The 25099-nt window shown below is 68.6% G+C and carries 23 protein-coding genes, 1 tRNA gene and 1 pseudogene; 13 read left to right on the top strand and 12 right to left on the bottom strand.

Annotated elements, in window-relative coordinates:
* Positions 1–14: 14 nt before the first annotated feature.
* The 7 genes from U9J23_RS00255 to U9J23_RS00225 form a co-directional block, all read right to left on the bottom strand.
* A complete protein-coding gene (locus U9J23_RS00255) occupies positions 15–2297 on the bottom strand; it encodes a heavy metal translocating P-type ATPase (protein WP_326600849.1) in 2283 nt (760 codons plus the stop codon).
* A gap of 25 nt (positions 2298–2322) precedes the next feature.
* A complete protein-coding gene (locus U9J23_RS00250) occupies positions 2323–3300 on the bottom strand; it encodes a hypothetical protein (protein WP_059382000.1) in 978 nt (325 codons plus the stop codon).
* Positions 3297–3503, bottom strand: coding sequence for a heavy-metal-associated domain-containing protein (locus tag U9J23_RS00245; protein ID WP_016691112.1), 207 nt, complete (start codon positions 3501–3503; stop codon positions 3297–3299). Before U9J23_RS00245 ends, U9J23_RS00250 begins: the two co-directional genes overlap by 4 nt.
* Positions 3504–3543: 40 nt before the next feature.
* Positions 3544–3891, bottom strand: a complete 348-nt coding sequence (locus U9J23_RS00240; RefSeq protein WP_059381999.1) for a metal-sensitive transcriptional regulator — start codon at positions 3889–3891, stop codon at positions 3544–3546.
* A gap of 249 nt (positions 3892–4140) precedes the next feature.
* Positions 4141–4347 carry a hypothetical protein gene (locus tag U9J23_RS00235; RefSeq protein ID WP_006553307.1) on the bottom strand — a complete coding sequence of 69 codons (207 nt, stop codon included), beginning with the start codon at positions 4345–4347 and terminating at the stop codon, positions 4141–4143.
* 45 nt (positions 4348–4392) lie between these two features.
* Entirely contained in the window at positions 4393–5034 is a 642-nt protein-coding gene (locus U9J23_RS00230; protein ID WP_059381998.1) for a dihydrofolate reductase family protein, read from the bottom strand.
* 81 nt (positions 5035–5115) lie between these two features.
* Positions 5116–6372: an MFS transporter gene (locus tag U9J23_RS00225; protein ID WP_064059962.1), complete on the bottom strand. Its 1257-nt coding sequence runs from the start codon at positions 6370–6372 to the stop codon at positions 5116–5118.
* Between the two features lie 57 nt (positions 6373–6429).
* Here U9J23_RS00225 and U9J23_RS00220 point away from each other — a divergent pair, with 57 nt between their 5' ends.
* Together U9J23_RS00220 and U9J23_RS00215 are read left to right on the top strand one after the other, a co-directional pair.
* Positions 6430–6813 (top strand): MerR family transcriptional regulator, encoded by a 384-nt coding sequence (locus tag U9J23_RS00220; RefSeq protein ID WP_059381996.1) that lies wholly within the window; start codon positions 6430–6432, stop codon positions 6811–6813.
* A gap of 526 nt (positions 6814–7339) precedes the next feature.
* Positions 7340–7921 carry a pentapeptide repeat-containing protein gene (locus U9J23_RS00215; RefSeq protein WP_229579955.1) on the top strand — a complete coding sequence of 194 codons (582 nt, stop codon included), beginning with the start codon at positions 7340–7342 and terminating at the stop codon, positions 7919–7921.
* Positions 7922–8026: 105 nt separating this feature from the next.
* Here the strand turns inward: U9J23_RS00215 and U9J23_RS00210 are convergent.
* Positions 8027–8109 (bottom strand) — tRNA-Leu (locus tag U9J23_RS00210).
* A gap of 202 nt (positions 8110–8311) precedes the next feature.
* Between U9J23_RS00210 and U9J23_RS00205 the strand changes: the two genes are divergently transcribed.
* From U9J23_RS00205 to pknB, 7 genes and pseudogenes are all read left to right on the top strand, one after another.
* Positions 8312–9625 (top strand): DUF3662 and FHA domain-containing protein, encoded by a 1314-nt coding sequence (locus U9J23_RS00205; RefSeq protein WP_059381994.1) that lies wholly within the window; start codon positions 8312–8314, stop codon positions 9623–9625.
* A 154-nt stretch (positions 9626–9779) separates the two neighbouring features.
* The gene (locus U9J23_RS00200; protein WP_006550946.1) at positions 9780–10241 is read left to right on the top strand and encodes an FHA domain-containing protein FhaB/FipA; all 462 of its coding nucleotides are present in this window, start codon (positions 9780–9782) and stop codon (positions 10239–10241) included.
* Positions 10238–11787, top strand: a pseudogene (locus tag U9J23_RS00195) (protein phosphatase 2C domain-containing protein). Before U9J23_RS00200 ends, U9J23_RS00195 begins: the two are co-directional and overlap by 4 nt.
* Positions 11787–13235: an FtsW/RodA/SpoVE family cell cycle protein gene (locus U9J23_RS00190; RefSeq protein WP_059381992.1), complete on the top strand. Its 1449-nt coding sequence runs from the start codon at positions 11787–11789 to the stop codon at positions 13233–13235. Before U9J23_RS00195 ends, U9J23_RS00190 begins: the two are co-directional and overlap by 1 nt.
* Complete coding sequence (locus U9J23_RS00185; RefSeq protein ID WP_059381991.1) at positions 13232–14716, top strand: peptidoglycan D,D-transpeptidase FtsI family protein; 1485 nt, start codon at positions 13232–13234, stop codon at positions 14714–14716. Before U9J23_RS00190 ends, U9J23_RS00185 begins: the two co-directional genes overlap by 4 nt.
* Position 14717: 1 nt before the next feature.
* Complete coding sequence (locus tag U9J23_RS00180; RefSeq protein ID WP_059381990.1) at positions 14718–16286, top strand: serine/threonine-protein kinase; 1569 nt, start codon at positions 14718–14720, stop codon at positions 16284–16286.
* A complete protein-coding gene (pknB, locus tag U9J23_RS00175; protein WP_064059963.1) occupies positions 16283–18187 on the top strand; it encodes a Stk1 family PASTA domain-containing Ser/Thr kinase in 1905 nt (634 codons plus the stop codon). The genes U9J23_RS00180 and pknB overlap by 4 nt, the downstream gene beginning before the upstream one ends.
* A gap of 69 nt (positions 18188–18256) precedes the next feature.
* Here the strand turns inward: pknB and U9J23_RS00170 are convergent, their stop codons facing one another.
* Positions 18257–18919, bottom strand: a complete 663-nt coding sequence (locus U9J23_RS00170; protein WP_059381975.1) for an aminodeoxychorismate/anthranilate synthase component II — start codon at positions 18917–18919, stop codon at positions 18257–18259.
* Positions 18920–19021: 102 nt separating this feature from the next.
* Positions 19022–19747: a DUF881 domain-containing protein gene (locus U9J23_RS00165; protein ID WP_059381974.1), complete on the bottom strand. Its 726-nt coding sequence runs from the start codon at positions 19745–19747 to the stop codon at positions 19022–19024.
* 103 nt (positions 19748–19850) lie between these two features.
* Between U9J23_RS00165 and crgA the strand changes: the two genes are divergently transcribed.
* Both crgA and U9J23_RS00155 read left to right on the top strand, forming a co-directional pair.
* Entirely contained in the window at positions 19851–20114 is a 264-nt protein-coding gene (gene crgA, locus U9J23_RS00160) for a cell division protein CrgA (protein WP_006550938.1), read from the top strand.
* A 108-nt stretch (positions 20115–20222) separates the two neighbouring features.
* Complete coding sequence (locus U9J23_RS00155) at positions 20223–20681, top strand: PH domain-containing protein (RefSeq protein WP_059381973.1); 459 nt, start codon at positions 20223–20225, stop codon at positions 20679–20681.
* On the opposite strand, the gene U9J23_RS00150 is transcribed toward U9J23_RS00155, so the two are convergent.
* Together U9J23_RS00150 and U9J23_RS00145 are read right to left on the bottom strand one after the other, a co-directional pair.
* Positions 20666–21592, bottom strand: coding sequence for a rhomboid family intramembrane serine protease (locus U9J23_RS00150; protein ID WP_059381972.1), 927 nt, complete (start codon positions 21590–21592; stop codon positions 20666–20668). The two genes, U9J23_RS00155 and U9J23_RS00150, sit on opposite strands and share 16 nt — an antisense overlap.
* Before the next feature lie 10 nt (positions 21593–21602).
* Entirely contained in the window at positions 21603–22130 is a 528-nt protein-coding gene (locus tag U9J23_RS00145) for a peptidylprolyl isomerase (RefSeq protein WP_059381971.1), read from the bottom strand.
* A gap of 103 nt (positions 22131–22233) precedes the next feature.
* On the opposite strand from U9J23_RS00145, the gene U9J23_RS00140 reads away from it, so the two are divergent.
* Positions 22234–22698 (top strand): hypothetical protein, encoded by a 465-nt coding sequence (locus tag U9J23_RS00140; protein WP_085468669.1) that lies wholly within the window; start codon positions 22234–22236, stop codon positions 22696–22698.
* A gap of 354 nt (positions 22699–23052) precedes the next feature.
* Positions 23053–25032, top strand: coding sequence for an acyl-CoA dehydrogenase family protein (locus U9J23_RS00135; RefSeq protein ID WP_326600848.1), 1980 nt, complete (start codon positions 23053–23055; stop codon positions 25030–25032).
* Positions 25033–25099: the final 67 nt, after the last annotated feature.

Here is a 25099-nt window from a genome sequence, read left to right as displayed (position 1 = left end):
GCAGCCGAAAGCGGTCAGGCCGCGTGTGCGCGGAACCGTCGCAGTCGCAGGCTGTTGGAGACCACGAACACCGACGAGAACGCCATCGCCGCACCGGCGAGCATCGGGTTGAGCAGGCCCGCGGCCGCCAGCGGCAGAGCCGCGACGTTGTACGCGAACGCCCAGAACAGGTTGCCCTTGATCGTCGTCAGCGTGCGGCGCGACAACCGGATGGCGTCGACCGCGACCATCAGGTCGCCGCGGACCAACGTCAGGTCGCTCGCCTCGATCGCCACGTCGGTGCCCGTGCCCATCGCCAGACCCAGGTCGGCCCGGGCGAGCGCCGCGGCGTCGTTGACACCGTCGCCGACCATCGCGACCACCGCACCCTCGCGCTGGAGTCGCTCGACCACATCGACCTTGTCGGTGGGCAGCACGTCGGCGATCACGTCGGCCTCGTCGATGCCGACCTCGGCCGCCACGGTGTGCGCGACGGCGGCGTTGTCACCGGTGAGCAGGATCGGACGCAGACCGAGTTCCCGCAGTTCGGCGACGGCCTTCGTAGAGGTCGGCTTGACCGCGTCCGCCACGACCACGATGCCGCGCGCCTTACCGTCCCAGCCGACGGCGATGGCCGTGCCACCGGACTTCTGGGCCTGCTCGAACGCCTGCTGCAACTTCTCGGAGAGATGCTGTGACCAGTCGGCCAGCAACTTCGGGCGTCCCACCAGCACGGCGCGGCTCGTGTCGCCGTCGACGAGCACTCCCTGAACGCCGAGACCCTCGACGTTCGTGAAGTCCTCGACCTCGGGCAGACCGCCGAACCTGTCCGCCGCCGCATCGCTGACGGCACGTGCGATCGGGTGTTCCGACGCCGACTCGAGTGCCCCGGCGTACCGCAGCACGTCGTCGGCGTTCTCACCGTCGTCGGCGACGACCTCGCGCAGGGTCATCCGGCCGGTGGTGACCGTACCGGTCTTGTCGAGGACCACGGTGTCGACCGAACGGGTCGACTCGAGGACCTCGGGTCCCTTGATGAGGATGCCGAGCTGGGCGCCGCGACCGGTACCGACCATCAGCGCGGTCGGGGTGGCGAGGCCGAGGGCACAGGGGCAGGCGATGATCAGCACCGCGACCGCCGCGGTGAAGGCCGCCGCGGCTCCGTTGCCGGTGCCGAGCCAGAAACCGAGCGTGCCGACGGCGATCAGCAGGACGATCGGCACGAAGATGCCGGAGATCCGGTCGGCCAGGCGCTGCACCTGGGCCTTGCCGTTCTGGGCGTCCTCCACCAGCTTCGCCATCTGCGCGAGCTGGGTGTCGGAGCCGACGCGGGTCGCGCGCACCACGAGTCGTCCACCCACGTCGACCGTGCCGCCCACGACACTGTCGCCCACACCGACCTCGACGGGAACGGACTCACCGGTCAGCATCGACGCGTCGACGGCCGACGTGCCCCGCTCGATCACACCGTCGGTGGCGATCTTCTCGCCCGGCCGTACGACGAACAGATCCCCGACCGCCAACTGCTCCACCGGCACCCGGGTTTCGGTGGTCCCGTCCGGTCCGAGGACCGCGACGTCCTTGGCCCCGAGTTCGAGCAGGGCACGCAGGGCGGCGCCTGCGCGTCGCTTCGACCGTTGCTCGAAGTAGCGTCCGGCGAGGATGAACGTCGTGACACCGGCCGCGGCCTCGAGATAGATGTTGCCGCTGCCGTCGCCCCGCTCGATGGTGAACTCGAACGGGTGGACCATCCCCGGTTCACCCGCCGTGCCCCAGAACAGGGCGTAGACCGACCACCCTAGGGCGGCAAGGGTTCCCAGCGACACGAGGGTGTCCATCGTGGACGTGCCGTGGCGCAGGTTGATCCACGCCGCCCGGTGGAACGGCCACGCACCCCACACCACAACCGGTGCGGCGAGGGTGAGCGAGAGCCACTGCCAGTTGGTGAACTGCAGGGCCGGGATCATCGCCATCGCGATCACCGGCACCGTCAGAATCGCCGAGACGACGAGCCGGTGACGAAGCGCCGCAACGGGATCGGCTTCTGGCACGTCATCGGTCCGGTCGGCCCCCTGCGCGGGCGGCGGCGGCAGTGCGGCGCCGTAGCCGGCCTGTTCGACGACCGTGACGAGTTGCTCGGGTGTCAGGTCGTCGGGGTAGGTGACCTTCGCCTTCTCGGTGGCATAGTTGACGGTCGCGGTGACGCCGTCGAGCTTGTTGAGCTTGCGCTCGATGCGATTGGCGCAGGATGCGCAGGTCATGCCGGTGATGGCGAGTTCGATCGATTCGGCGGCGACCGGCTGACTCTGCGTGGTCATGTGTGTCTCCTCGGGAAAAGGGCCGTCAGCGGCCGGAATGGCTGTGGTCACCGTGCGCGCCGGACCCCGACTGCACCTCGCCGGTGCCCCCAGCGGTGAGGGTGAACGCCGCGGTGCGAACCACTCCGTCGTGCTGGAAGTCGAGATAGAGGTGATAGGTGCCGGCACTCGGGACGGAGGTGTGGAAGACGACCTCGGGACCGGGTCGTGTGGTGCCGTCGCCGGGTGTCCCGTCCGGGTGGACGTGGAGATAGGCGAGGTCGCCGCCGCGCAGTGCCACCAGGTGTCCGTAGGCACCGAGATAGGGCTGCAGGTCGGTGATTGGCTGTCCGTCCTTGCTCACGGTGAGGGTGAGCATCGCGTCACCACCCGACGACAGGTCGCCGTCGAGGGTGACCTCGTAGCCGTCGACGGTCGCGGTGCGGTTATCGGCTTCCGTTGGGGCAGGGACGAATTCGCCCGCCACCGCGAGGTCGGTGCCCAGCGTGAGCGCCTCTCCCCCGGTGGGAGTGAAGTCGGTGAAGACCCGCCACGTGCCGGGCGTGAGGTCGACGTCGACGGACCAGATGCCGGTGTTCTCGTCGAGCACGGGATGGACGTGCTGGAAACCGGTGAAGTCGCGGCGCACGGCGATCAGGTGCAGCTCTTTGTCGTGGGTGACGTCGAAGTCGGTCACCGGCGCGCCGTCGGGACCGTGGATCGCGAATGTCAGGTTCCTGTCCTCACCCGACTCGAGATTCTTCTCGGCGAGCGCGAGGGTATAACCGTTCCGATACGTCATCAGACCTCCCGGGATGTCTTCCACAGCAGGTGTTTCCGCGGCAGGTGTTTCCGCGGCACTGCCGGTGGCGGTGTCTTCACCGTGACCGGCGTCGTGGGCGCTCACGGCCGGATCCTCGGTCTGCTCCTCCACCGGGCCGACGGTCGCGCCGACGAGCAGCGCGATACCGAAAACTGCGGCTACGGCGGCGACGAAGCCGGTGAGCTTGGCCGGGGTGTTCATGCGAGGCTGTAACCGGCCTCCTCGACGGCGGCCGCGACGGCGGCATCGTCGAGGGACTCGGCGCTCGTGACGGTGACGGCACCGGTGGCAAGATCGACCTCGACGTTCTCGACGCCCGGGATCTCCTGGACCTCCTCGGTGACCGACGCGACGCAGTGCTGGCAGGTCATGCCGGTGACGGTGTAGGTGCTGGTCTGGCTCATGGGAACTCCTCGGATACGGGTCGTGAACGGGTCGGGACGATCAGGAGCGGACGAGTCGCGCAATGGCGTCGCTGGCTTCCTTCAACTTGAGGTCGGCCTCGTCGCCGCCGGCGCGCACGGCACCGGCCACGCAGTGCGCCATGTGCTCGTCGAGCAGACCGAGCGCGACGGCCCCGAGGGCCTTCTTCATCGCCGCGATCTGCGTGAGGATGTCGATGCAGTACTTCTCCTCCTCGACCATCCGTTGCAGGCCACGGGCCTGCCCCTCGATACGACGCAGTCGCTTGAGGTAGTCGGCCTTGGTGTTGTTGGCGATGTAGCTGTGCTGATGTGCGTCGTCGTGTGCGACGGCATCGGTGTGCACGGTCTCGCTCGGGGTATTCGGCATCGGAGTCGTCCTTGTCGCGTCGGTCGTCCTGACCGATACCATACCCCCCTAGGGTATACGCGGCAACCAATGGAGTATGCCGTGCATCTGCGCAGGTAGAGGCCCATGACGTCACGACGGATACAGAAGTCGACCCCGCATTCCCGAGAATGCGGGGTCGATCCGAAGAGGGTTCCGCAGGCCTGCGAAGGACCTGCCCGAGCACCTCACGAGATGGCCGAGCGCCTCGTCATCGATAGGTCGCGGGACTCACGGCACGTGCATCATCTTCCCGGCGAGGGTGAACAGCCGGCGGGAGAGCCGGATGACGGGGATGCCCAGCGGGATCAGCAGGATCGTCACGCACAACACCGCGCCCAGGAGCATCACCACCGCAGCGACGATCCCCAGGACGGTGCCGAGCAGGGCGGTGAGAAGTCCGAGCACGACATCCAGTAGGCCACTCAGAGCACGCATGACGACCTCCTGACCCCACCCCCATTATGCGCCGGTCGCGGGCGTTCACTTCCTCCAGAACAGGTGATGCACCACCCCACTCGCACTGGGCACGACCTCGAGGTGGAAACGGTCCCGTAGCTCGTCCGGGGATTCCCAGAGCTTCAGACCGGTGTCGTACCGCACCGGCGACACCACGACGTGCATCGTGTCGATCAGATCGGCGTCGAGGAACTCGCGGATGGTGGAGACGCCGCCTCCGAGGCGGACGTCCTTACCCTGTGCGGCGGCGCGGGCCTGTTCGAGCACCGCGGTCGGTTCGCCGTCCACGAAGTGGAAGGTGGTATCGGAGAGTGTGAAGGACGGACGTGCGTGGTGGGTCAGAACGAACACGGGGGTGTGGAACGGCGGCTCGTCACCCCACCAGCCCTGCCAATCGTGGTCCTGCCACGGGCCCCGCTGAGGACCGAACTTGTTGCGTCCCATGATCTCCGCGCCGATATTGCAGGAGAAGTCCCGGATGAAGTAGTCGTCGAGTCCCCGGCTCCCGCCGGGTTCGGTGCGCAGGTGCCAACTCGCCGTGGCGCCGGCCCACTCGAACATCGGACCCGGATCCAGGCCGAAAGGACTCTCGAAGCTCTGGTTCTGTCTCGCGCCGATACCGTCGCTCGACACCGAAAAGTTCTGTACTCGCAGCAACTGGGCCACCCTCTTCTCCTCACATCCCCATCGACCGGTACGAAGAGGAAGACCCCGTGGACCCCGCGAAGTCATCGGACGCCGCCCGGATCACGGAGACGGAACCGGTGCCGTCCGGGCGAGGATCACGAGAGCGACTCCACCGATCGCGCTGACGACCAGGGCCGCCGGAGCCAGACGGTCGACGCCGGAACCGACCACCATGCCCCCGAGAGCGGCACCGGCGGCCACACCGAGATTGAAGGTCGCGACCACCACCCCGCCGGCGGTCGTGCGGAACCGCGCGGATGCCAGCCGGAGGACCCGGACCTGCATCGCAGGCGGGAACACCCCGGAGACGAGTCCCCACAGCACGATCGCGATCACGAACAGCACCGGCACGGTCGGCGCGACGGCCACGATGACGAACGCGGTGAGCAGGACGAGGACCGCGGCGGGGACGGTTGCTCTCGGCCAGCGGTCCGACAGCCATCCGGAGACGGTCACACCGACAGCGCCGGCCGCTCCGAACACCGCCAGGACGATCGCAAGCGATCCGGATCCGAACCGGGCCGCATCGGTGACGATCATCGAGATGTAGGTGAACAACACGAAATGCCCCAGGAGCACGAGTGTTCCCGCCAGGGCCGTGCCTGTGGACGGAATCGCGCTGCGGTCCCATCCCGAGCCCGAGGTGCGCTCGCCCGGCCCGGAACTCCCACCGTCTCCGGTGGCCCTCCCGGGGTCGGTGAGGATCAGCGCGAGAGCGATCGCGGTGATCGCCAGGACCGCCGATGCGCCACCGAAGACGCCGCGCCAGCCCACGACGTCGACCAGTGCCGCCCCGATCGGAAGGCCCACCAGTCCCGCGACGGCCGGACCCGCGAGCACGATTGCCAAGGCTCTCCCGATCCGGTCGGGATGCACGATCTCGGAGACGTACACGACGATCACCGCCCAGAACACGCCGTGCGCGGCCGCGGACACGATCCGGCCCGCGAGAGCGATCTCGAAGGTCGGAGCGAGCGATGTCGCCAGTACTGCGGCGGCCACCACGGCGAGTGCGGCCGGGAGCAGCCGGGTGCGGCGGACGTTCCGCGTGACCCGGACCAGCGGCATGCTGCTCACGGCGATCGTGAGCGCCCACGCGGTGACCAGGCCTCCCACCACGGCAGGCTCGACGCCCAGGCCGCCTCCGATCTGCGGGAGGAGACCGGACGGGAGCATCTCCACGGTCACCGTCGCGAAGGTCGAGAAGGCCAGGGCGACGAGCGTCGCCCAGGGAAGTGGGTGATCCGTCGAAGACGCGTTCGGAACTGTCGTCGCCGGCGGAATTCTCGCCGGATCACGTGCGTCGGTATCGGTCATGGCACCATGCTGAACATTGACATCAGTGTCAAGGTCAAGCCCGAAACGGGGAGAGTCATGCGAATCGGCGAGCTGTCCCGGCGAACCGGCCTCAGCACCCGGATGCTGCGGTACTACGAACAGGAAGGTCTGATCCATCCGAGACGGGGTGCGAACGGTTACCGCGACTACACCGACGACGACGTGGCACGCGCGAAACTGATCCGCGACCTCGTCACCTCGGGCGTGCCCACACGTCTGGTCTCGATCGTCCTCGAGCAGCGCGTCGACCGGGAGGTCGTGTGGACGAGCAAGTGCGACAGAGACTTCGCCGCCCGTCTCGTCGACGAGATCGAGGATCTCGACGGCCGGATCGCGTGCCTGACACGTAGTCGTGAGGCCCTCGACGAGTTGCTGCGCCTCACCCTGACACAGGTGGGGTCGCGCGAGGCGAGCGCCTGAAGGCGAAGGTCTTCCCGAGGTGGTCTTCCCGAGGTCCGACGACAGCCGTCGGGCCCGCTGACACCGCGCGTGCCGACTGGTATTTTCGGGTCCAGTGATCAGCACCGTGTATCCGTGAGACAGATGTCCCGCGCTATCCGCGAACCGCGCCTGCAGGCGGCGGTGATTCGGTGTGCACCGAGAGGGAACCCGCGCCAGGGTTCCCCGATCCCGTCGTACATCGGAATCGACTCTCGGAGTTCACATGTTCACCCCATCGCTTCACTCGTCCCCGTCGCCGACCGTCCATCGATCCGACCTCCGGGGCGACTGCAGCCGGTGTTTCGCACTGTGTTGCACGGCTTTCGGATTCACCAGGTCTTCGGACTTCGCCGAGGACAAGCCCGCCGGGTCACCGTGTCGGCATCTCGACGGGCGCTTCTCGTGCACCATCCATGAGACGCTGCCGTCCCGCGGATTCCGCGGCTGCACCGTCTTCGACTGTTTCGGTGCGGGACAGGCGGTCTCCCAGCGGTTGTTCGCCGGCATGAGTTGGCGGGACCGACCCGACACTCGCGACCGGATGTTCTCGGCATTCGCCGTTGCGAAAGAGCTGCACGAGATGATGTGGCACCTGCTCGAGGCCCAGCAGCGCACCTACGATCCGGATATCGCGGACGCCGCGCGGGAGCTCGTCGAATCCCTTGCCACCCTGACCCGCCGGAGCGTGGACGAACTCGAGTCCCTCGGGATCGGGGAGATACGCGCATCCGTTCGACCGGTCCTGCTGGAGGTCAGCGCGGAGGTGCGGGCTTCGTACTTCGCGGACGACGCACCGATGCATCCCGATCTGGTCCCGGGAGCCGACCTCGCCGGCACCGATCTGCGCGGCCACCGGTTGTGCGGCGCCGACCTGAGGAACGCGCTGCTCATCGGTGCCGATCTCCGAGGATGCGACCTCGCGGGGGTGGATCTGCTCGGGGCGGACCTCCGCGGCGCGCGGGTGGAGGATGCCGATCTGTCCCTCGCGCTGTATGTCACCGGGCCGCAACTCGCCGCCGCGCACGGCAATCGACGCACCCGGGTGCCCGCGGGCGTGCCGGTACCGCGGAGTCGGCCGGGCGAGTAGCCGGGACCGGGGCCGGCCCAGGAAAACGGGAACGAAAAAGGACGAGGCCACGATCTCCGAAGAGTTCGTGGCCTCGTCCGTCACAGTTCGTGGAACTGCACCCTGTGGGCGAAGGGGGACTTGAACCCCCACGTCCCGAAGGACACTGGCACCTGAAGCCAGCGCGTCTGCCATTCCGCCACTCGCCCGAGCAACGCCGAAAACAGTAACACACACCGAAGCCAAACGACTATTCGCCTGGTCAGAGGGCTGCGAGCGCCACCGGCTCGCTCGCCGAGCACATCCGTCGGAGACGTGCCGAATACCGCAGGGTCGAATCCGGGGAAAAGTGGATACCATGCAGTGACGAGATCTGCATTGCGACACGCTGAGTACGGAAAGGGGGTCGCCATGGGTATCGCCCAGCGCTTCGAGCGCAAACTCCAGGCCGCGATCGGCGACGCTTTCGCCCGCGTGTTCGGCGGCGGCGTCGTGCCCCAGGAAGTCGAGGCGGCGCTGCAGCAGGAGGCAACGGACGGCGTCCAACAGCTCGATCGGGGCCACATACTCGCCCCCAATCACTACGTCATCACGATCAGCGAAACCGATCACGACGCCCTCGCAGCGGATCGGGACTTGACTGTGAAGGCATTCTCCCGTCACCTTGAGGACTTCATCCGAGAACAGGGATGGCAGACATACGGTGAGATCCAAGTCGTCTTCGAGTCGTCGTCGGCACTGCACACCGGGCAGTTCCGGACTCGCGGCTCGGTAGATCCCGATGCGGGGCGCTCAGCGACGCGTGCTCCGTCACCGCGGAACCCACAGAACCGCCCACCCGTGACCTCTGAACCAGGAGCTGGCCCAATGACGCAGAACCCCGGCTACGACCCCAGCCGTGACCCCGCCGAGGCGGAACCGCAGTACGCACGCAACGGTCACGCGCACGTCGGCCAGGAGCAGCGCTACAACCAGGGCTACGGCAACGCCGGCTACGACCAGGCTCAGGGCGGTTACGACCAGCAGGGTGGCTACGACCAGCAGGCCTACGGCCAGGCCTACAGCGAGCAGGACTACCAACAGGGCGGCTACGACCAGGGCGGTTACGACCAGCAGGCCTACGGTGCTCAGGGCGCCCAGCCGCAGGCGTACAGCCAGGACTACGGCCAGGACTACCCGCAGCAGGGCTACGACCAGCAGGCCTACGGCCAGCAGGGTTACGCCCAGCCCGGCTACGACCAGGGCTACCAGGACCAGGGTTACCAGCAGAGCGGCTACGACCAGCAGGCCTACGGTCAGCAGAGCTACGCACAGCCGGGTTACGACCAGCAGTACGGCGCGCAGCAGGGCGGCTACGACCAGAATTACGCCGCCGCGGCCCCCGGCTACGACCAGGGTTACCAGCAGGCCGGCTACCAGTCTCCGACTGCCGGTCGGGTGCTGACCGCGACGCTCCAGCTCGAGGACGGCAGCGGTCGCTACTACCAGCTCCGCGAGGGCAGCAACATCATCGGCCGCGGCCAGGACGCACAGTTCCGCCTGCCCGACACCGGCGTCTCGCGTCGCCACATCGACATCCGCTGGGACGGCCAGGTCGCGATGCTCTCCGATCTCGGGTCGACGAACGGCACGACGGTCAACGGCGCCTCGGTGCAGGATTGGCAGCTCGCCGATGGTGACGTGATTCGCGCCGGGCACTCCGAGATCCTCGTGCGCATCCTCTGATCAGCCGGTATCGAAGGACCGACCGGACCCGTTCATACCGTCCGACGCGTGTGACAGCGCGTCGGACGCTGCATGGAGTCGTCCGGTGTCCGTATTGTGAGTGACCGCACGACCAGGAACACGACCGGTCGACTACCCCGAAGGAGGATGCACCGTGCAGGGGCTGATTCTGCAGCTGACCCGAGCGGGATTCCTCCTCCTGCTGTGGTTGTTCGTATGGGCGGTGTTGCGCACGCTCCGGTCCGACATCTACGCCGGTGCCGCGCGACCGCTCCCGCGTTACTCCCCCAAGCAGTCGGTGCTGCCGACGCTGAGCCGCAACAAGACCGCCAAGTACCTGGTGGTCACGCAGGGCGCGCTGGCAGGCACGAGGATCACGCTCGGCACCCAACCGGTTCTCATCGGCCGTGCCGACGACTCCACACTCGTGCTGACCGACGACTACGCGTCCACGCGCCACGCACGCCTGTCGCCGCGAGGTTCCGACTGGTACGTCGAAGACCTCGGGTCGACGAACGGCACGTATCTCGACCGCGCGAAGGTCACCACCGCTGTCCGTGTCCCGCTCGGAACCCCGGTCCGTGTGGGCAAGACCGTGATCGAGCTCCGCCCGTGACCCTCGTACTCCGATATGCCGCCCGCAGCGACCGCGGCCTCGTGCGCTCCAACAACGAGGACTCCGTCTACGCCGGTGCCCGCCTGCTCGCCCTCGCCGACGGCATGGGCGGCCACGCAGCCGGTGAGGTCGCCTCGCAACTGATGATTGCGGCGCTTGCCCACCTCGACGACGACGAGCCGGGCGGCGACCTCCTCGGCAAGCTCGCCGCGGCCGTCCGCGAAGGCAACGCCTCGATCGCCGACCAGGTGGAGGAAGAGCCCGAACTCGACGGTATGGGCACGACGCTCACAGCCATCCTGTTCGCCGGCAGCAAGCTCGGCCTCGCGCACATCGGCGACTCCCGCGCCTATCTCCTGCGCGACGGTCAGCTCACCCAGATCACCCGCGACGACACCTTCGTGCAGTCGCTCGTGGACGAGGGCCGTATCACCCCGGAACAGGCGCACACGCACCCGCAGCGGTCGTTGATCATGCGCGCCCTGACGGGCAGCGAGGTCGAACCGACCCTGACCGTGCGCGAGGCCCGCGCCGGCGACCGCTACCTCGTGTGCTCCGACGGCCTGTCCGACGTCGTCAGCGACGAGACGATCGCCGACACCATGCGGCAGGGCACGCACGACGAGTGCGCCGACCGGCTCATCGAGCTGGCGTTGCGCAGCGGCGGCCCCGACAACGTCACCGTCGTCGTCGCCGACGTGATCGATCTCGACTACGGCCAGTCGCACCCGATCGTCGCCGGTGCGGCATCGGCGGACGACGACGAGGACACTCCCCCGCCGCAGCGGGTCGCGCCGCCGCGATGCGACCGCCGCGCGCCACCCCGAAGCGGGTCATCAACAAGACCGCGGAGCCCGAGCCGAAGAAGAAGCGCAGCCGCCTGTGGTGGCCCGCCGCCGCCATCGTGATCATCGCGGTGCTGGTCGGCGGCCTGTTCGTCGGCCGCCAGCTGATCCGCAACAACTACTACGTCGGCGCCGACGACGGTCGTGTGACCGTGCTGCGCGGTATCCCCGGCGACGTCTTCGGTTACTCGCTGCAGGAGGCCGCGCGCGTCGGGTGCGTCACCGACGAGGGCGACCTCACGCTCGTCGACCCCGCCAACGCGTCGTGCCGGGTGATGCTCGTCGACGATCTGTGGCCCGCCGCCCGCGAGCAGGTCCGTGCCGGTCTTCCGTCGGGGTCGCTCGACGACACCCGCGAGCAGATGCAGCGGCTCGCCGAACTGGACCTGCTGCCGGTGTGCACCCCGGAGGAACCCGAGCCCACTCCCGCACCGGCCCCCGGGCCGGGTGAGCCGCAGCCGGCTCCCGGACCGAACGGCACCCCGCCCACCGAGACAGCGGTGCAGCCCCCGGCGCCCGGTGAGCCGCAGCCGGGCGAACCGGCACCGGCCTCCCAGCCCGGTGAACCGCTCCCCGGCGAACCCCGGCCCGGCGAACCTCAGCCGGGTGAGCCGACTCCCGGCGCGCCTGCTCCGAACATGGAGCCGGCTCCCGAGCCCACGCCCCAGATCCCCGGACAGAACTGCAGGGTGGGCGCCTGATGTCGGTGTCCCATGGTGTGGGGGCCTTCCCGAGCCCTCCGGGAGGTTTCGCCCCGGCTCCCGTCCAGTCGACCCGGCGCAACACCGAACTGGCCCTGATCATCGCGGCCATCGGTGTCACGACCGTGTCGCTCATGCTCGTCGAGGTCTCGATGGAGCAGGCGCTGACCCTCGACCTGCTCAAGTACGGGGTGACCTTCGCGGCGCTGTTCCTCGCCGCGCACCTCGCGGTCCGGCGCTTCGCGAAGTACGCCGATCCCCTGCTGTTGCCGATCGTCGCGCTGCTCAACGGTCTCGGACTCGTGCTCATCCACCGGCTCGACCTGTCCGACCAGGAGAACGCCCGCTACATGGGCCTTCCGCCGCCGTCGCCCGACGCGACGCAGCAGGTGCTGTGGACGGCGCTCGGCATCGCGCTGTTCATCGTCGTGCTCGTGTTCCTGCACGACTACCGCCTGCTCGCGCGGTTCAGCTACACGCTCGGTCTCATCGGCCTCATCGCGCTCGCGATCCCGGCCCTGCTGCCGAGCAGGTTCTCCGAGGTCAACGGCGCCAAGATCTGGATCCGGCTGCCCGGTTTCAGCATCCAGCCCGGTGAGTTCGCGAAGATCCTGCTGATCATCTTCTTCGCATCGGTCCTCGTGGCGAAACGCGATCTGTTCACCACCGCGGGCAAGCACTTCCTGGGGATGGACTTCCCCCGCGCCCGCGATCTCGGCCCGATCCTGGCGGCCTGGATCATCTCGATCGGCGTGATGGTCTTCGAGAAGGACCTCGGCACGTCGCTGCTGCTGTTCACCACCGTGCTGGTGATGCTCTACATCGCGACCGAACGTGTCGGCTGGCTGATCATCGGATTCTCGCTGCTCGCCGTCGGCTTCTACGCGGCGTACCAGATGTTCGGTCACGTGCGGGTGCGCGTGGAGACCTGGCTCGATCCGCTCGCCGACTACAACAACACCGGCTACCAGATCTCCCAGTCGCTGTTCGGTCTCGCGACCGGCGGGGTCGCCGGCACCGGCCTGGGCAGCGGACGCCCGGGACAGGTGCCGTTCGCGAAGACCGACTTCATCGTCGCCGCGATCGGTGAGGAACTCGGCCTGATCGGCCTGGCCGCCATCCTGCTGTTGTTCCTGATCCTCGTCGTCCGCGGCATGCGCACGGCGCTGGCGGTGCGCGACAGCTTCGGCAAGCTGCTCGCCGCCGGCCTGTCGTTCACCCTCGCCGTCCAGCTGTTCGTGGTGGTCGGCGGTGTCACGAAGTTGATCCCCCTGACCGGCCTGACCACACCGTTCGTGTCCTACGGTGGTTCGTCGCTGCTCGCAAACTATCTGCTCCTGGCTCTGTTGATGAAGATCTCGCACGCTGCCCGCCAACCCGCGATCCCCCGTAAGAAGGCGCCCACGCCGATCGCCGAGGCCAAGACGGAAATGATGGGGCGCGAATGAACGGTCCGCTCCGCAAGGTCGCGATGGCCGTGATGTTCATGGTCGTCGCGCTGCTCGCAAACGCCACCTACGTGCAGGTCATCAAGGCCGACGATCTCCGCACCGATCCGCGCAACTCGCGTGTGCTGATCGACGAGTACTCCCGTCAGCGCGGACAGATCGTCGCGGCGGGCCAGGCTCTCGCGGTGTCGGTGCCCACCGACAGCCGCTACAAGTACCTGCGCGAATATCCGGCGCCGCCGGCCCAGCCGATGAGCCCGCTGGCCTACGCGCCGGTGACCGGTTTCTACTCGATGCAGTACGGCAGTACCGGACTCGAGCGGTCCGAGGATTCGCTGCTCAACGGTTCCGACAACCTGCTGTTCGGTCGTCGCCTGTTCGACCTGGTGTCGGGTCGCAACCCGCGCGGCGGAAACGTCGTGTCCACGATCGATCCGGTCGTGCAGCAGGTGGCCTACGACGAGCTGACCTCGAAGGGTTACACGGGCTCGGTGGTCGCGATCGAACCGAGCACCGGCAGGATCCTCGGGATGGTGAGCACGCCGAGCTACGACCCCAACCGGTTGTCGGGACACGACGGCGCCGCGACCTCGCAGGCCTGGGACGAGCTCAACGCCGATCCCGAGAAGCCGATGCTCAACCGCGCGATCTCCCAGACCTACCCTCCGGGCTCGACCTTCAAGGTCGTCGTGACGGCGGCGGCGCTCGAGAACGGCGTCACCCCCGACACACAGTTCACCGCGGCACCGCAGATCACCCTGCCCGACACCGCGACGACCCTCGAGAACTACGGCGGAGCCGCGTGCGGCGACGCACCGACGGTGACGTTGCGGGAGGCGTTCGCGCGGTCGTGCAACACGGCCTTCGTCGAGATGGGCATCGACGACGGACGCGAGGCCCTGGTCTCGCAGGCGGAGAAGCTCGGCATCGGCGAGACCCTCGACGTGCCGCTGCCCGTCGCGGCGAGCACCGTCGGGCCCATCCCGGACGGCGCGGCACTCGGCCAGTCGAGCATCGGTCAGCGTGATGTGGCCCTCACTCCGTTGCAGAACGCGTCGATCGCCGCGACCATCGCAAACGGCGGGGTGCGCATGAAGCCGTATCTCGTCGACCGTCGGCAGGGACCCGACCTGACGGTGCTCGAGGAGACCAAGCCCGAGTCGCTGGGCCAGGCGATCTCGCCGGAGGTCTCGGCGACCCTCACCGACCTGATGATCGGTGCCGAGAACAACGCCGGCGGTGGCGGTGCCATCCAGGGCGTGCAGATCGCATCGAAGACGGGCACCGCGGAACACGGCAACGATCCGCGGAACACCCCGCCGCACACCTGGTACATCGCATTCGCACCTGCACAACAACCCCGCATCGCCGTCGCGGTGATCGTGGAGGACGGCGGCGACCGAGCTCTCGCCGCGACCGGCGGCTCGGTGGCCGCCCCGATCGGACGGGCCGTCATCTCGGCCGGATTACAGGGAGGCTGACATGGCTCTGAGCAGCGGCGCCATGATCGCCGACCGTTACCGTCTCCAGCGACTCATCGCGACCGGCGGAATGGGTCAGGTGTGGGAAGGACTCGACACCCGGCTCGACCGGCGGGTCGCGGTCAAGGTCCTCAAGGCCGAGTTGTCCGGCGACGAGGACTTCCTCGCCCGGTTCCGATTCGAGGCCCGCACCACCGCCCAGCTCAACCATCCCGGCATCGCCGGGGTGTTCGACTACGGCGAGACCACCGACGCCGAGGGCCAGTCCATCGCCTATCTCGTGATGGAACTCGTGCACGGCGAACCGCTCAACGCCGTGCTGTCGCGACTCGGACGTCTGTCGCTGCCGCATGCGCTCGACATGCTCGAGCAGACCGGACGCGCCCTGCAGGCGGCCCACAACGCCGGCGTGGTGCACCGCGACGTCAAGCCGGGCAACATCCTCATCACCCCGACGGGCCAGGTGAAGATCACCGACTTCGGTATCGCGAAGGCGGTCGACGCCTCTCCGGTCACCCGCACCGGCATGGTGATGGGCACCGCGCAGTACATCGCTCCCGAGCAGGCGCTGGGCCAGGAGGCGACGTCCGCGAGCGACGTGTACTCGCTGGCCGTCGTCGGCTACGAGGTGCTGTCGGGACGCCGCCCGTTCCTCGGCGACAGCGTCGTGACCGTCGCGATGAAGCACGTCCAGGAGACCCCGGCACCGCTGCCGACGGATCTTCCGCCCGAGGTGCGCGAACTCATCGAGATCGCGATGTCGAAGGACCCCGCCTACCGCTATTCGAACGGTGGCGAGTTCGCCAACGCCGTCGCTGCTGTGCGGTCCGGACGACCCGTGCCTCCGCCCGGCAACGTGCCGCCGGTGACCAGCGCCAACCGGGTGCTTCCGCCCGGCGTTCCCGGGACGACGGCCCACACGTCCTCGACCCGTGCCCTGCACCCGACGCAGTACGACCAGACGGCCTATTCGTCGGTTCCCCGCTCGGCCCAGCCGCCCACGGCCGGCCGACCGCCGGTGGCAGGTCCGCCGACTGCGGGAGTGCCCGCCGACGACGACGGACGACGGTCGCCGAGTCCCACAGCGCTGGCCTGGGCCGCAGGTGCGGCAGTGGTGCTCGCCCTGGTCACTCTGGGAATCGTGCTGTTGGGCGGCGACGACGAGGAGACCCCGAGCGCTCCGTCGCCGACGACGCAACTCACCACGACCCGCGCGACCACCACGACGACGCGTCCGCCGCAGACCACCACGACGACGTTCGTGCCGCTGCCGCCGCCCGTCGAGACGGAGACCTTCACACCCCCTCCGACCACGACGACGACGCAGCCGCCGACGACCACGGTGGAGCCGACGACCGAGCCGATCACGACGCAACCGCCCACCACCACGACGGTCCCGACCACGACGACGGCGACGACCACCACAGCGGAGGACACGGGTGGCGGCGACGGCGGCACAGGCGGCGCGGAGGGTGACGGCGACGACGAGACCGACCCCGAGGCCGCCGGTGGAGGGGACGACAATTCATCCGAAACCGACAACGGTACGAACAACCAAGGAACGTCATGACCACACCCCGCAAGCTCTCCTCCCGCTACGAGCTGGGTGAGATCCTCGGCTTCGGCGGTATGTCCGAGGTGCACCTCGCGCGGGATCTGCGGCTCGGCCGGGATGTGGCCATCAAGGTGTTGCGTGCCGACCTCGCACGCGACCCCACGTTCTACCTGCGCTTCCGGCGCGAAGCGCAGAACGCCGCTGCGCTGAACCACCCGGCGATCGTCGCCGTCTACGACACCGGTGAGGCCGAGACCGAGGCCGGGCCGCTCCCGTACATCGTCATGGAGTACGTCGAGGGCGACACGCTGCGCGACATCGTGCGCGCCGACGGTCCGATGACCCCCAAGCGGGCGATGGAGATCATCGCCGACGTGTGCGCGGCCCTGGACTTCAGCCACCGCAACATGATCGTGCACCGCGACGTGAAGCCGGCCAACGTCATGATCAACAGGGCCGGCGCGGTGAAGGTCATGGACTTCGGCATCGCCCGGGCCATCTCCGATGCCGCGAGCCCGATGACGCAGACCGCCGCGGTGATCGGCACCGCGCAGTACCTCTCCCCGGAACAGGCGCGCGGTGAACAGGTCGACGCCCGGTCCGACGTGTACTCGGTGGGCTGCGTCCTGTTCGAGATCCTCACCGGCGAGCCCCCCTTCAAAGGCGACTCGCCCGTCGCGGTGGCCTACCAGCACGTGCGGGAGGATCCGCCGCTGCCGTCGTCGGTGAATTCGTCGGTGCCGCCCGAGCTCGACTCGGTGATCCTCAAGGCGATGGCGAAGAACCCCGCGAACCGCTACCAGTCGGCCGCGGAGATGCGCAGCGACCTGATCCGCGTGCTGAGCGGGCAGCGTCCGAGTGCGCCGATGGTGATGACCGACGAGGACCGCACGACGCTGATCGACTCCGTCGACAACAACACGGGGCGGCACAGCCGCGTCGCGGCCGCCGGTGCCGCCGGGGCACCTGCCGAGGATTCCGGCGGCGGCTCGGTTCTCAAGAAGGTGCTGCTCGGCATCGCCGCAGTCGCCGTGGTCGGTATCGTCGGCGTCTTCCTGTGGTCGCTCGGCCCCGGTTCGACGGCCGCCCAGGTCGCGGTGCCCGACGTCCGCAACATCTCCGCCGAGCTCGCCGAGAGCCAGCTGCAGAACGCCGGCTTCCGGGTCTCGATCCAGCAGAAGAGCGATCCGGTCGTCGCGAACGGCAACGTCATCAACACCCGTCCCGTGCCCGGGAGCCAGGCCGAGGAAGGTTCGACCGTCACCCTCGAGGTGTCGAGCGGACCGGAACAGGTGCAGATCCCGCGGCTCGAAGGCATGACGCAGGAACGCGCAGCCCAGGAGCTGTCCGCCGTCGGTCTCCGGCTCGACCCGAACGTCGGACGCGCTCCGTCGGATGCCGACGACGAGGACCTCGTCGTCGACCAGAGCCCCGGTGCGGGAGCCAGCGTCGACCGCGACAGCCCCATCACCATCACTTTGGGATCCGGCCCCGAACTGGTGCGCGTCCCCAACGTCGTGGGCCAGACCGTCGAGGTGGCGAGCGACAACATCGAGGGCGCCGGTTTCAAGGTCGTCGTCGAACAGATCGATTCCAGCGAGACCGAGGGCACTGTCGTGTCGACGAGCCCGGCCGGCGGTGCCTCCACCGAACAGGGGTCGACGGTGACCGTGCGGGTGTCCAACGGCGACCGCATCGAGATGCCCGTCATCACCAACCGGTCGGTCTCGGATGCGCTCGCCGCGCTGCGCAGCGCCGGCTGGACGGGCAACGCCTCCCAGCTGCAGCAGACGCGTGAGGCGACGCTCGACGTCGATCTCGTCGGCACCGTGATCACGCAGGCCCAGCCGCCGGGATCGGAGATCTCGAAGAAACAGCCCATCTCCGTGGGAGTCGGTGTGCTCGGCATCCGCTGAGCGAGCTGACGACGAGAAAGGCGCCGGTCCTCGAAGGACCGGCGCCTTTCTCGTCGGATACGGAGTGGGTCAGGCGGCTCCGCCGTCGAGCGCGCGTGCCATCTGCGCCTCGAGGCGCGCGACGAGCGTCTCGTCCGGCGCCTCGCCGCAGGCCGCGAGCCAGTTCGCGAGCATCCGGTGACCGCCCTGGGTGAGCACCGACTCGGGGTGGAACTGCACACCGTGGATCGGCAGCTCGGCGTGACGCAAGGCCATGACGATGCCGGTCTCCGTGTGGCCGGTGGGCTCGAGTTCGGCGGGCATGGTCTCGGGCAGCACGGTCAGCGAGTGGTAGCGGGTCGCCGTGAACGGGTTGGGCAGACCCGCAAGAACTCCGGCACCGTTGTGGCGGACCAGGCTGGTCTTGCCGTGCAGCAACTCGGGGGCGCGGTCGACGGTCGCGCCGAACGCGACACCGATGGACTGGTGGCCGAGGCACACACCGAGCAGCGGCGTGCTGCTGTCGGCACATGCCTTGACCAGGTCGATGCTCGCTCCGGCGCGTTCGGGTGTGCCCGGACCGGGGCTGAGGAGGATGCCGTCGTACTCCTTCGCGACCCGCGCGAGAGCACCCGGTGCGGTGAGCCGCTCGTCGTCGTTGCGCCACACGTCGGCCGTCGTTCCGAGCTGCCCCAGATACTGGACCAGGTTGAAGACGAAGCTGTCGTAGTTGTCGACGACGAGAATGCGCATGAGACGAGGGTACTCAGTGCTCGGTAGAGGGCGACCCGCCCGGTGCTCGGTAGAGGGCGACCCGCCCGGTGCTCGGTAGAGGGCGACCCGCCCGGGCATGTCTCAGCGCGCGGACGAACTACCGGTGTAGGCCGGGACCGACAGATCCTCCGACGCCTGCTGCGTGTACCCGAGTTGATAGCGGGCCGCGTACTGCTTGTAGATGCGGATCCCGGGTTCGGCGTCGAGCGCGGCCTGCAACCGTGCCGGGTCGCCGAGCGCGGTGACGACGTAGGGCGGTGAGTAGGTGCGTCCGTGCAGCAGCAGCGTGTTGCCGATGCAACGCGGTGCCGACGTCGCGACGATCCGCTGGTCCTGCATGGCCACGGCCTCGGCACCGCCGGCCCACATCGCATTGAGCACGCTCTGCACGTCCTGCTGGTGCACGACGAGATCGTCGGGTGAGGCACCGGACGGATAGCGCCCGTTGTCATCACGGGGCGCGTCGGTGAGGGTGACGGTCACGCCCGGACCGCTCCGGGCCACGAGTCCGGCCGGGTCCCCGATCGCGGACAGGTCGTCGAGCACTGCGGCGACGTCCTCGTCGTTCACCGCGGCACGGTCCTGGAGTTCGTCGATGCGGGCAGTGAGATCGTCGCGGGTGGCGGCCAGTTCGTCGGCCTTCTCCTGGGCGGCCCGGACCAGATCGGACAGTCGCGGGGAGTCGCCGGCGCGCAGTTCGTCGCCCTCGGACACTCCGCGGGTGGTGCCCACGAGCAGACCGGCCACGAGGCAGACGACGAGGGTCGCGACACCCCACACGGGCGCGCGCAGTCGTCGTTCCGACACGTCGTACCTCCGATCCTGGGCTTACGTTAGCGTGATCTCAACAGGTAGTTGACCGACCACTCCATCCGCGCACGACGGGTGGAGTCCTGAGAACGAGGACACCATGCCCAAGTCGAAGGTTCGCAAGAAGGACGTCTCCGCGACCCGGACGGTGAGCCGCACCCCGGTGAAGGTCAAGGGCACGCCGTCGAGCACGTTGTACGTGACGGTGATGCTCGCCCTGATGGTCATCGGGCTGCTGTGGCTGATCGTCTACTACCTCGCGGCCGAGCAGATCACGTGGATGAACGATCTCGGTGCCTGGAACTTCCTGATCGGTTTCGGGTTCATGGTGGTCGGTCTGATCATGACGATGAACTGGCGCTGACCTCCGCGCCCGCTCGGGTTACATCGATGTTATTCATCCCCACCTGGGGATAACACTGTGCACAACCCGGTGACGGGTCCCCGGAGAACGGATCGGAAGAGGACGCAGATGCCCGACGAGACACCGCTGCGGTGGGCGACGCCACCCGCCGCGATAGCGGCGTTGTCGGCTGCCGGGATCGCCTTGGCCGTGACGGCCGCGGTTGCGGTTCCCGACGCGGCCGGTCGCGTGCTGGTGGGGTTCGCTGCGGTGCTCGTCCTCGTGATGGTCGCGCTCGCACTGCGGCAGCGTCCGCGTCTCGAAGTGCTCCCCGGAGGAACGGGGATCGCGACGATGCGGTTGACGGGTCGTCGCGAGTTCCCGCGCGCGGCCCTGCACCGCGTGCGGATCGTCGAGTACCCGCGCTTCGGGCGGCGCGTGCCGATGCTCGAGATCGACACGATCGACTCCGCGACCGGCACGGAGAACCTGATGATCTTCGGCCGGTGGGATCTGGGCACCGACCCGCGGAACGTGCACGCCGCGTTGGCGGTGCGCGATCTCGCGCCCGATCAGACGCCCAGTTGATCGCGTAGCCGCACGACGGCGAGCACGATCGCGACCAGCGTCACCACGACGACCGCGACCAGCGCGATCCACCCGGTGCGCACGATGCGGTCCCGGTCGGTGCCGGCACCGAGATACTGCGGGGCGTAGAGCAGGGCCGCGGTCGCGGCGGCACCGGCGACGAGACCGCCCAGGTGACCCCACAGGGAGATGCCAGGGATGGTGATGCTGATGATCACGTTGAGGCCGACGATGGTCAGCACGGGTGCCGGGCTGCGACGCAGGCGCAGCAGGATGACGGCCTGCGCGCCGAGCAGACCGAAGACCGCTCCCGACGCTCCGGCGGTGACCGCACCGGTCTCCATGAACATCACCGCGGCGGACCCACCGAGGATCGACACGAGGTAGACCGAGAGGTACCGGGCGCGTCCGAGCACGAGTTCGGTGTCGCGGCCGATCACCCACAGCGCGAACATGTTGACGGCCAGGTGGAGCAGGCCGAAGTGCAGGAAGCCGCTGCCGAGGATCCGGATGTACTCGCCGTGCGCGGCGATGATGGGCGGCCACAGCGCCCAGTCGAGGAACAGCGCCGAGCCCTGCTCGTTGGTCATCACGCTGCCCGACTGCGCGGCGGTGATGCCGAAGACGAGCACGTTCAGCGCGATGAGCACGTACGTCACGATCGGCGAGGGCCGATCGGAGCGGACGGGTGCGCCGGCGATGGTGCGGGCCTGCGGTGTCGACCGTTCGGCCGCGGCGACGCAGTCGACGCAGTGCTGACCGACCGAGGCGGGACGCAGGCACTCGGGGCACGCGGGCCGGCCGCAGCGGGAGCAGGCGAGAAGGGTCGGGCGGTCGGGATGGCGAACGCACCGCGGCTGGGGCTGCGGGCCACCACCCTCGGCCGCGGAGCCCCAGCCGGGGTTCGTCATGGGAACTCTCTCAGGAGATGGTGATGCTGTTGATCACGACGTCGTCGACCGGGCGATCGCCGCGGTCGGTGGCGGTGGTCGCGATCGCGTCGACGACCTTCTTCGACTCGGCGTCGACGACCTCACCGAAGATGGTGTGGCGACGGTTGAGGTGTGGGGTCGGGCCGACGGTGATGAAGAACTGCGAGCCGTTGGTGCCCGGGCCGGCGTTCGCCATCGCGAGCAGGTAGCCGCGGTCGAACTGCAGCTCGGGGTGGAACTCGTCGGCGAACTGGTAGCCCGGGCCGCCGCGGCCGGTGCCGGTGGGGTCGCCACCCTGGATCATGAAGCCGTCGATGACGCGGTGGAAGACCGCGCCGTCGTAGAACGGACCGCTGGTCTCGCCCTTGGCGTTCTGGGTCTTGTACTCCTTGGTGCCCTGAGCGAGGCCGACGAAGTTCTCGACCGTCTTCGGCGCGTGGTTGCCGAAGAGAGCAATCACGATGTCGCCGCGGTTCGTATGGAGCGTGGCCGTTGCTGTCTGATGCGGTGAAGTCACCCCACCATGGTGCCATTGCCCGCTTCCCGGGCAGGGCAGGCGGCGCGGGACACGCTCCTCCGGTCACGACCTCAGGTCCCGGGTGGTGTGGAAGAGTGGACGCATGAGCAAGCTGATCCATGCCGAGACCGACGACGTGTGGCTTCCGGCATTCGTGCGACGCCACGACGAATCCGGCAATCTCGCGGGTGCTCTCCGCGTGGCCGGCGAGGGTGCGGTAGCGCTCGCGCAGGGCTCGAGTGCGGCCGGACTGTTCGCAGCCCGCAAGGGCCTGGACGTCGCGGGCGGACTGCTCACGGCGGCCCGGCGTGCCGCGGCCGAGCGGTGTGCCGCGAAGTCCTCCTCACGACCGGAGCGCACGGGCAGGCGGGTCGGTCTCGTCGTCGCGGGCGCGGTTGCCGTCGCAGCCGCAGGCGGGGTCGTGCTCTACCGGCGACGCCGTCCGGCTCACCCTCCGATCGCTCCGGAACCGCCGCGCGTGCGGCCCGCAGAGTCCGCCGCGACGACGACCGGCGAGGCCGCGTCGACCCCGGTCTCCCCCGAATCCACCGACACCTCGGAGGCCTGACCGCTGTCCGCGGTACCGAATTCTCGTTCCGCGGATCGGATCTCGCGGTCGACGATGAGGCGCGCCGCGAAGTAGAGCGCGCCGAGGAAGGTGAGCAGGACGGGGACGAAGGCCAGGAATTCCATGGCCACCTCCGTTCCGATCCGCGGTGGGATCGGCGAGTGACGGGCGGGGCACGTCGTCGGTGACGATTCGAGCGGAGGCGCGTCCGGGTGTACCGGCACGTCTCCGACCACCTCCCCGGCAGTGATCTCGTTCACATCCCTGTCGCTTCATGATCGACTTGGCCGAAGCTGTGATAAGCGACACATCCGGGTGCATACTCACCAGTAGGCACGCGACCCGGAGGCAGTCATGGCAGACAGCGCCGATGTCCGAACCCCACAGGTCACCGAGCAGCAGGCTCGCGAAGTAACCGAGCGGCAGGCTCGCGAAGTAGCAGAGCAGGCCCGCGAATCCGAGTGGAACAAGCCGTCCTTCGCGAAGGAACTGTTCCTCGGACGGCTCACCCTCGACCTCGTCCACCCCTTCCCACGACCGACACCCGACGAGGACTCCCGCACCGAGGAGTTCCTCGCACGCCTGCGCGCGGCGTGCAGTTCGATGGACGGCGGCCGCATCGAACGCGACGCGCGGATACCCGATGAATACGTACGTGAACTGGCCGAACTCGGCTGCTTCGGTATGAAGATCCCCCAGGAGTACGGCGGCCTCGGCCTGTCGCAGGTCGCCTACAACCGGGCCCTGACGGTCGTCGCCTGCGTGCACCCCAGCATCGGCGCGCTGCTGTCGGCCCATCAGTCGATCGGCGTGCCGGAACCGCTGAAGCTCGCCGGCACCCCCGAGCAGAAACAGCGCTTCCTGCCGAGATGCGCGCGTGGCGCCATCTCGGCCTTCCTGCTCACCGAACCCGACGTCGGGTCCGATCCCGCCCGACTCGCGTCCACCGCCACTCCCGTCGAGGACGGCAGCGCCTACGAACTCGAGGGCGTCAAGCTGTGGACGACCAACGGGGTGGTCGCCGAACTGCTCGTCGTCATGGCCCGTGTACCGAAGAGCGAGGGCCATCGCGGCGGGATCTCCGCCTTCGTCGTGGAAGCGGATTCGCCGGGCATCACCGTCGAACGCCGCAACTCCTTCATGGGCCTGCGCGGTATCGAGAACGGCGTGACCCGACTGCACAAGGTGCGGGTTCCGAAGGAGAGCCTCATCGGGCGTGAGGGCGACGGCCTGAAGATCGCGTTGACGACGCTCAACGCCGGTCGCCTCGCCATCCCCGCGATGTGCGCGGGCGCCGGCAAGTGGGCGCTGAAGATCGCCCGCGAATGGTCGTCGGAGCGGGTGCAGTGGGGCAGGCCGGTCGGTGAACACGAGGCCGTCGCCGCGAAGATCTCGTTCATCGCCGCGACCACCTACGCACTCGAGTCCGTCGTGGAACTGTCGGGGCAGATGAACGACGAGCAGCGCAACGACATCCGCATCGAGGCGGCGCTGGCGAAGTTGTGGGCGAGCGAGATGGGATGCCTCATCGCCGACGAACTCGTGCAGATCCGCGGCGGACGCGGTTACGAGACCGCCGAGTCCCTCGCGGCACGCGGTGAACGAGCCGTTCCCGCAGAGCAACTCGTCCGCGACCTGCGGATCAACCGTATCTTCGAAGGGTCGAGCGAGATCATGCGTCTGCTCGTCGCCCGCGAGGCGGTCGACGCCCACCTGCGCGCGGCCGGCGAACTCGCCGACCCCGATTCGACGGGGAAGGAGAAGGCGCAGGCCGCGGTACGGGCGAGCGGGTTCTACGCCCGGTGGCTCCCGAAGCTCGTCGCCGGTAAGGGACAGTTACCGCGGACATACAACGAATTCGGTTCCCTGGCACCTCATCTGAGGTACATCGAACGCAGTTCACGCAAGCTCGCCCGCTCGACCTTCTACGGGATGGCCCGCTGGCAGGCCGCACTCGAGAAGCGGGAGAACTTCCTCGGCCGGATCGTCGACATCGGGGCCGAACTGTTCGCCGCGACCGCCGTGTGCGTGCGCGCCGAACGGCAACGCGTGGACGGGCATCCGGGAGCCGACGCGGCCTTCGAGCTGGCCGACGCCTTCTGCAAGCAGTCGCGGCTGCGTGTGGAGAAGTTGTTCGACGCCCTGTGGACGAACACCGACGCCGAGGACCGTCGCACCGCGGCCGGCGTTCTCGAGGGTAGATACGAGTGGCTCGAGCGCGGCGTGCTCGATCCGAGCGAGGGCACCGGCCCGTGGATCTCCCGCTGGGAACCGGGTCCGTCGACCGAGACGAACGTCGCGCGCCGGATCATCGACACCCGACACTCGGTGTAGTCCCCGCACACGGAGCCGGCCCGCATCCCGAAAGGGAGTGCGGGCCGGCTCCGTTGTGGATCGGTCG

Origin of the sequence: Rhodococcus sp. PD04 (assembly GCF_035918275.1) — a bacterium.
In the GTDB taxonomy this organism is placed as follows: Bacteria; Actinomycetota; Actinomycetes; order Mycobacteriales; family Mycobacteriaceae; genus Rhodococcus; species Rhodococcus rhodochrous.
Note: the sequence above shows the minus strand (reverse complement) of the source record. Positions and strands in the feature narration are given on the sequence as shown.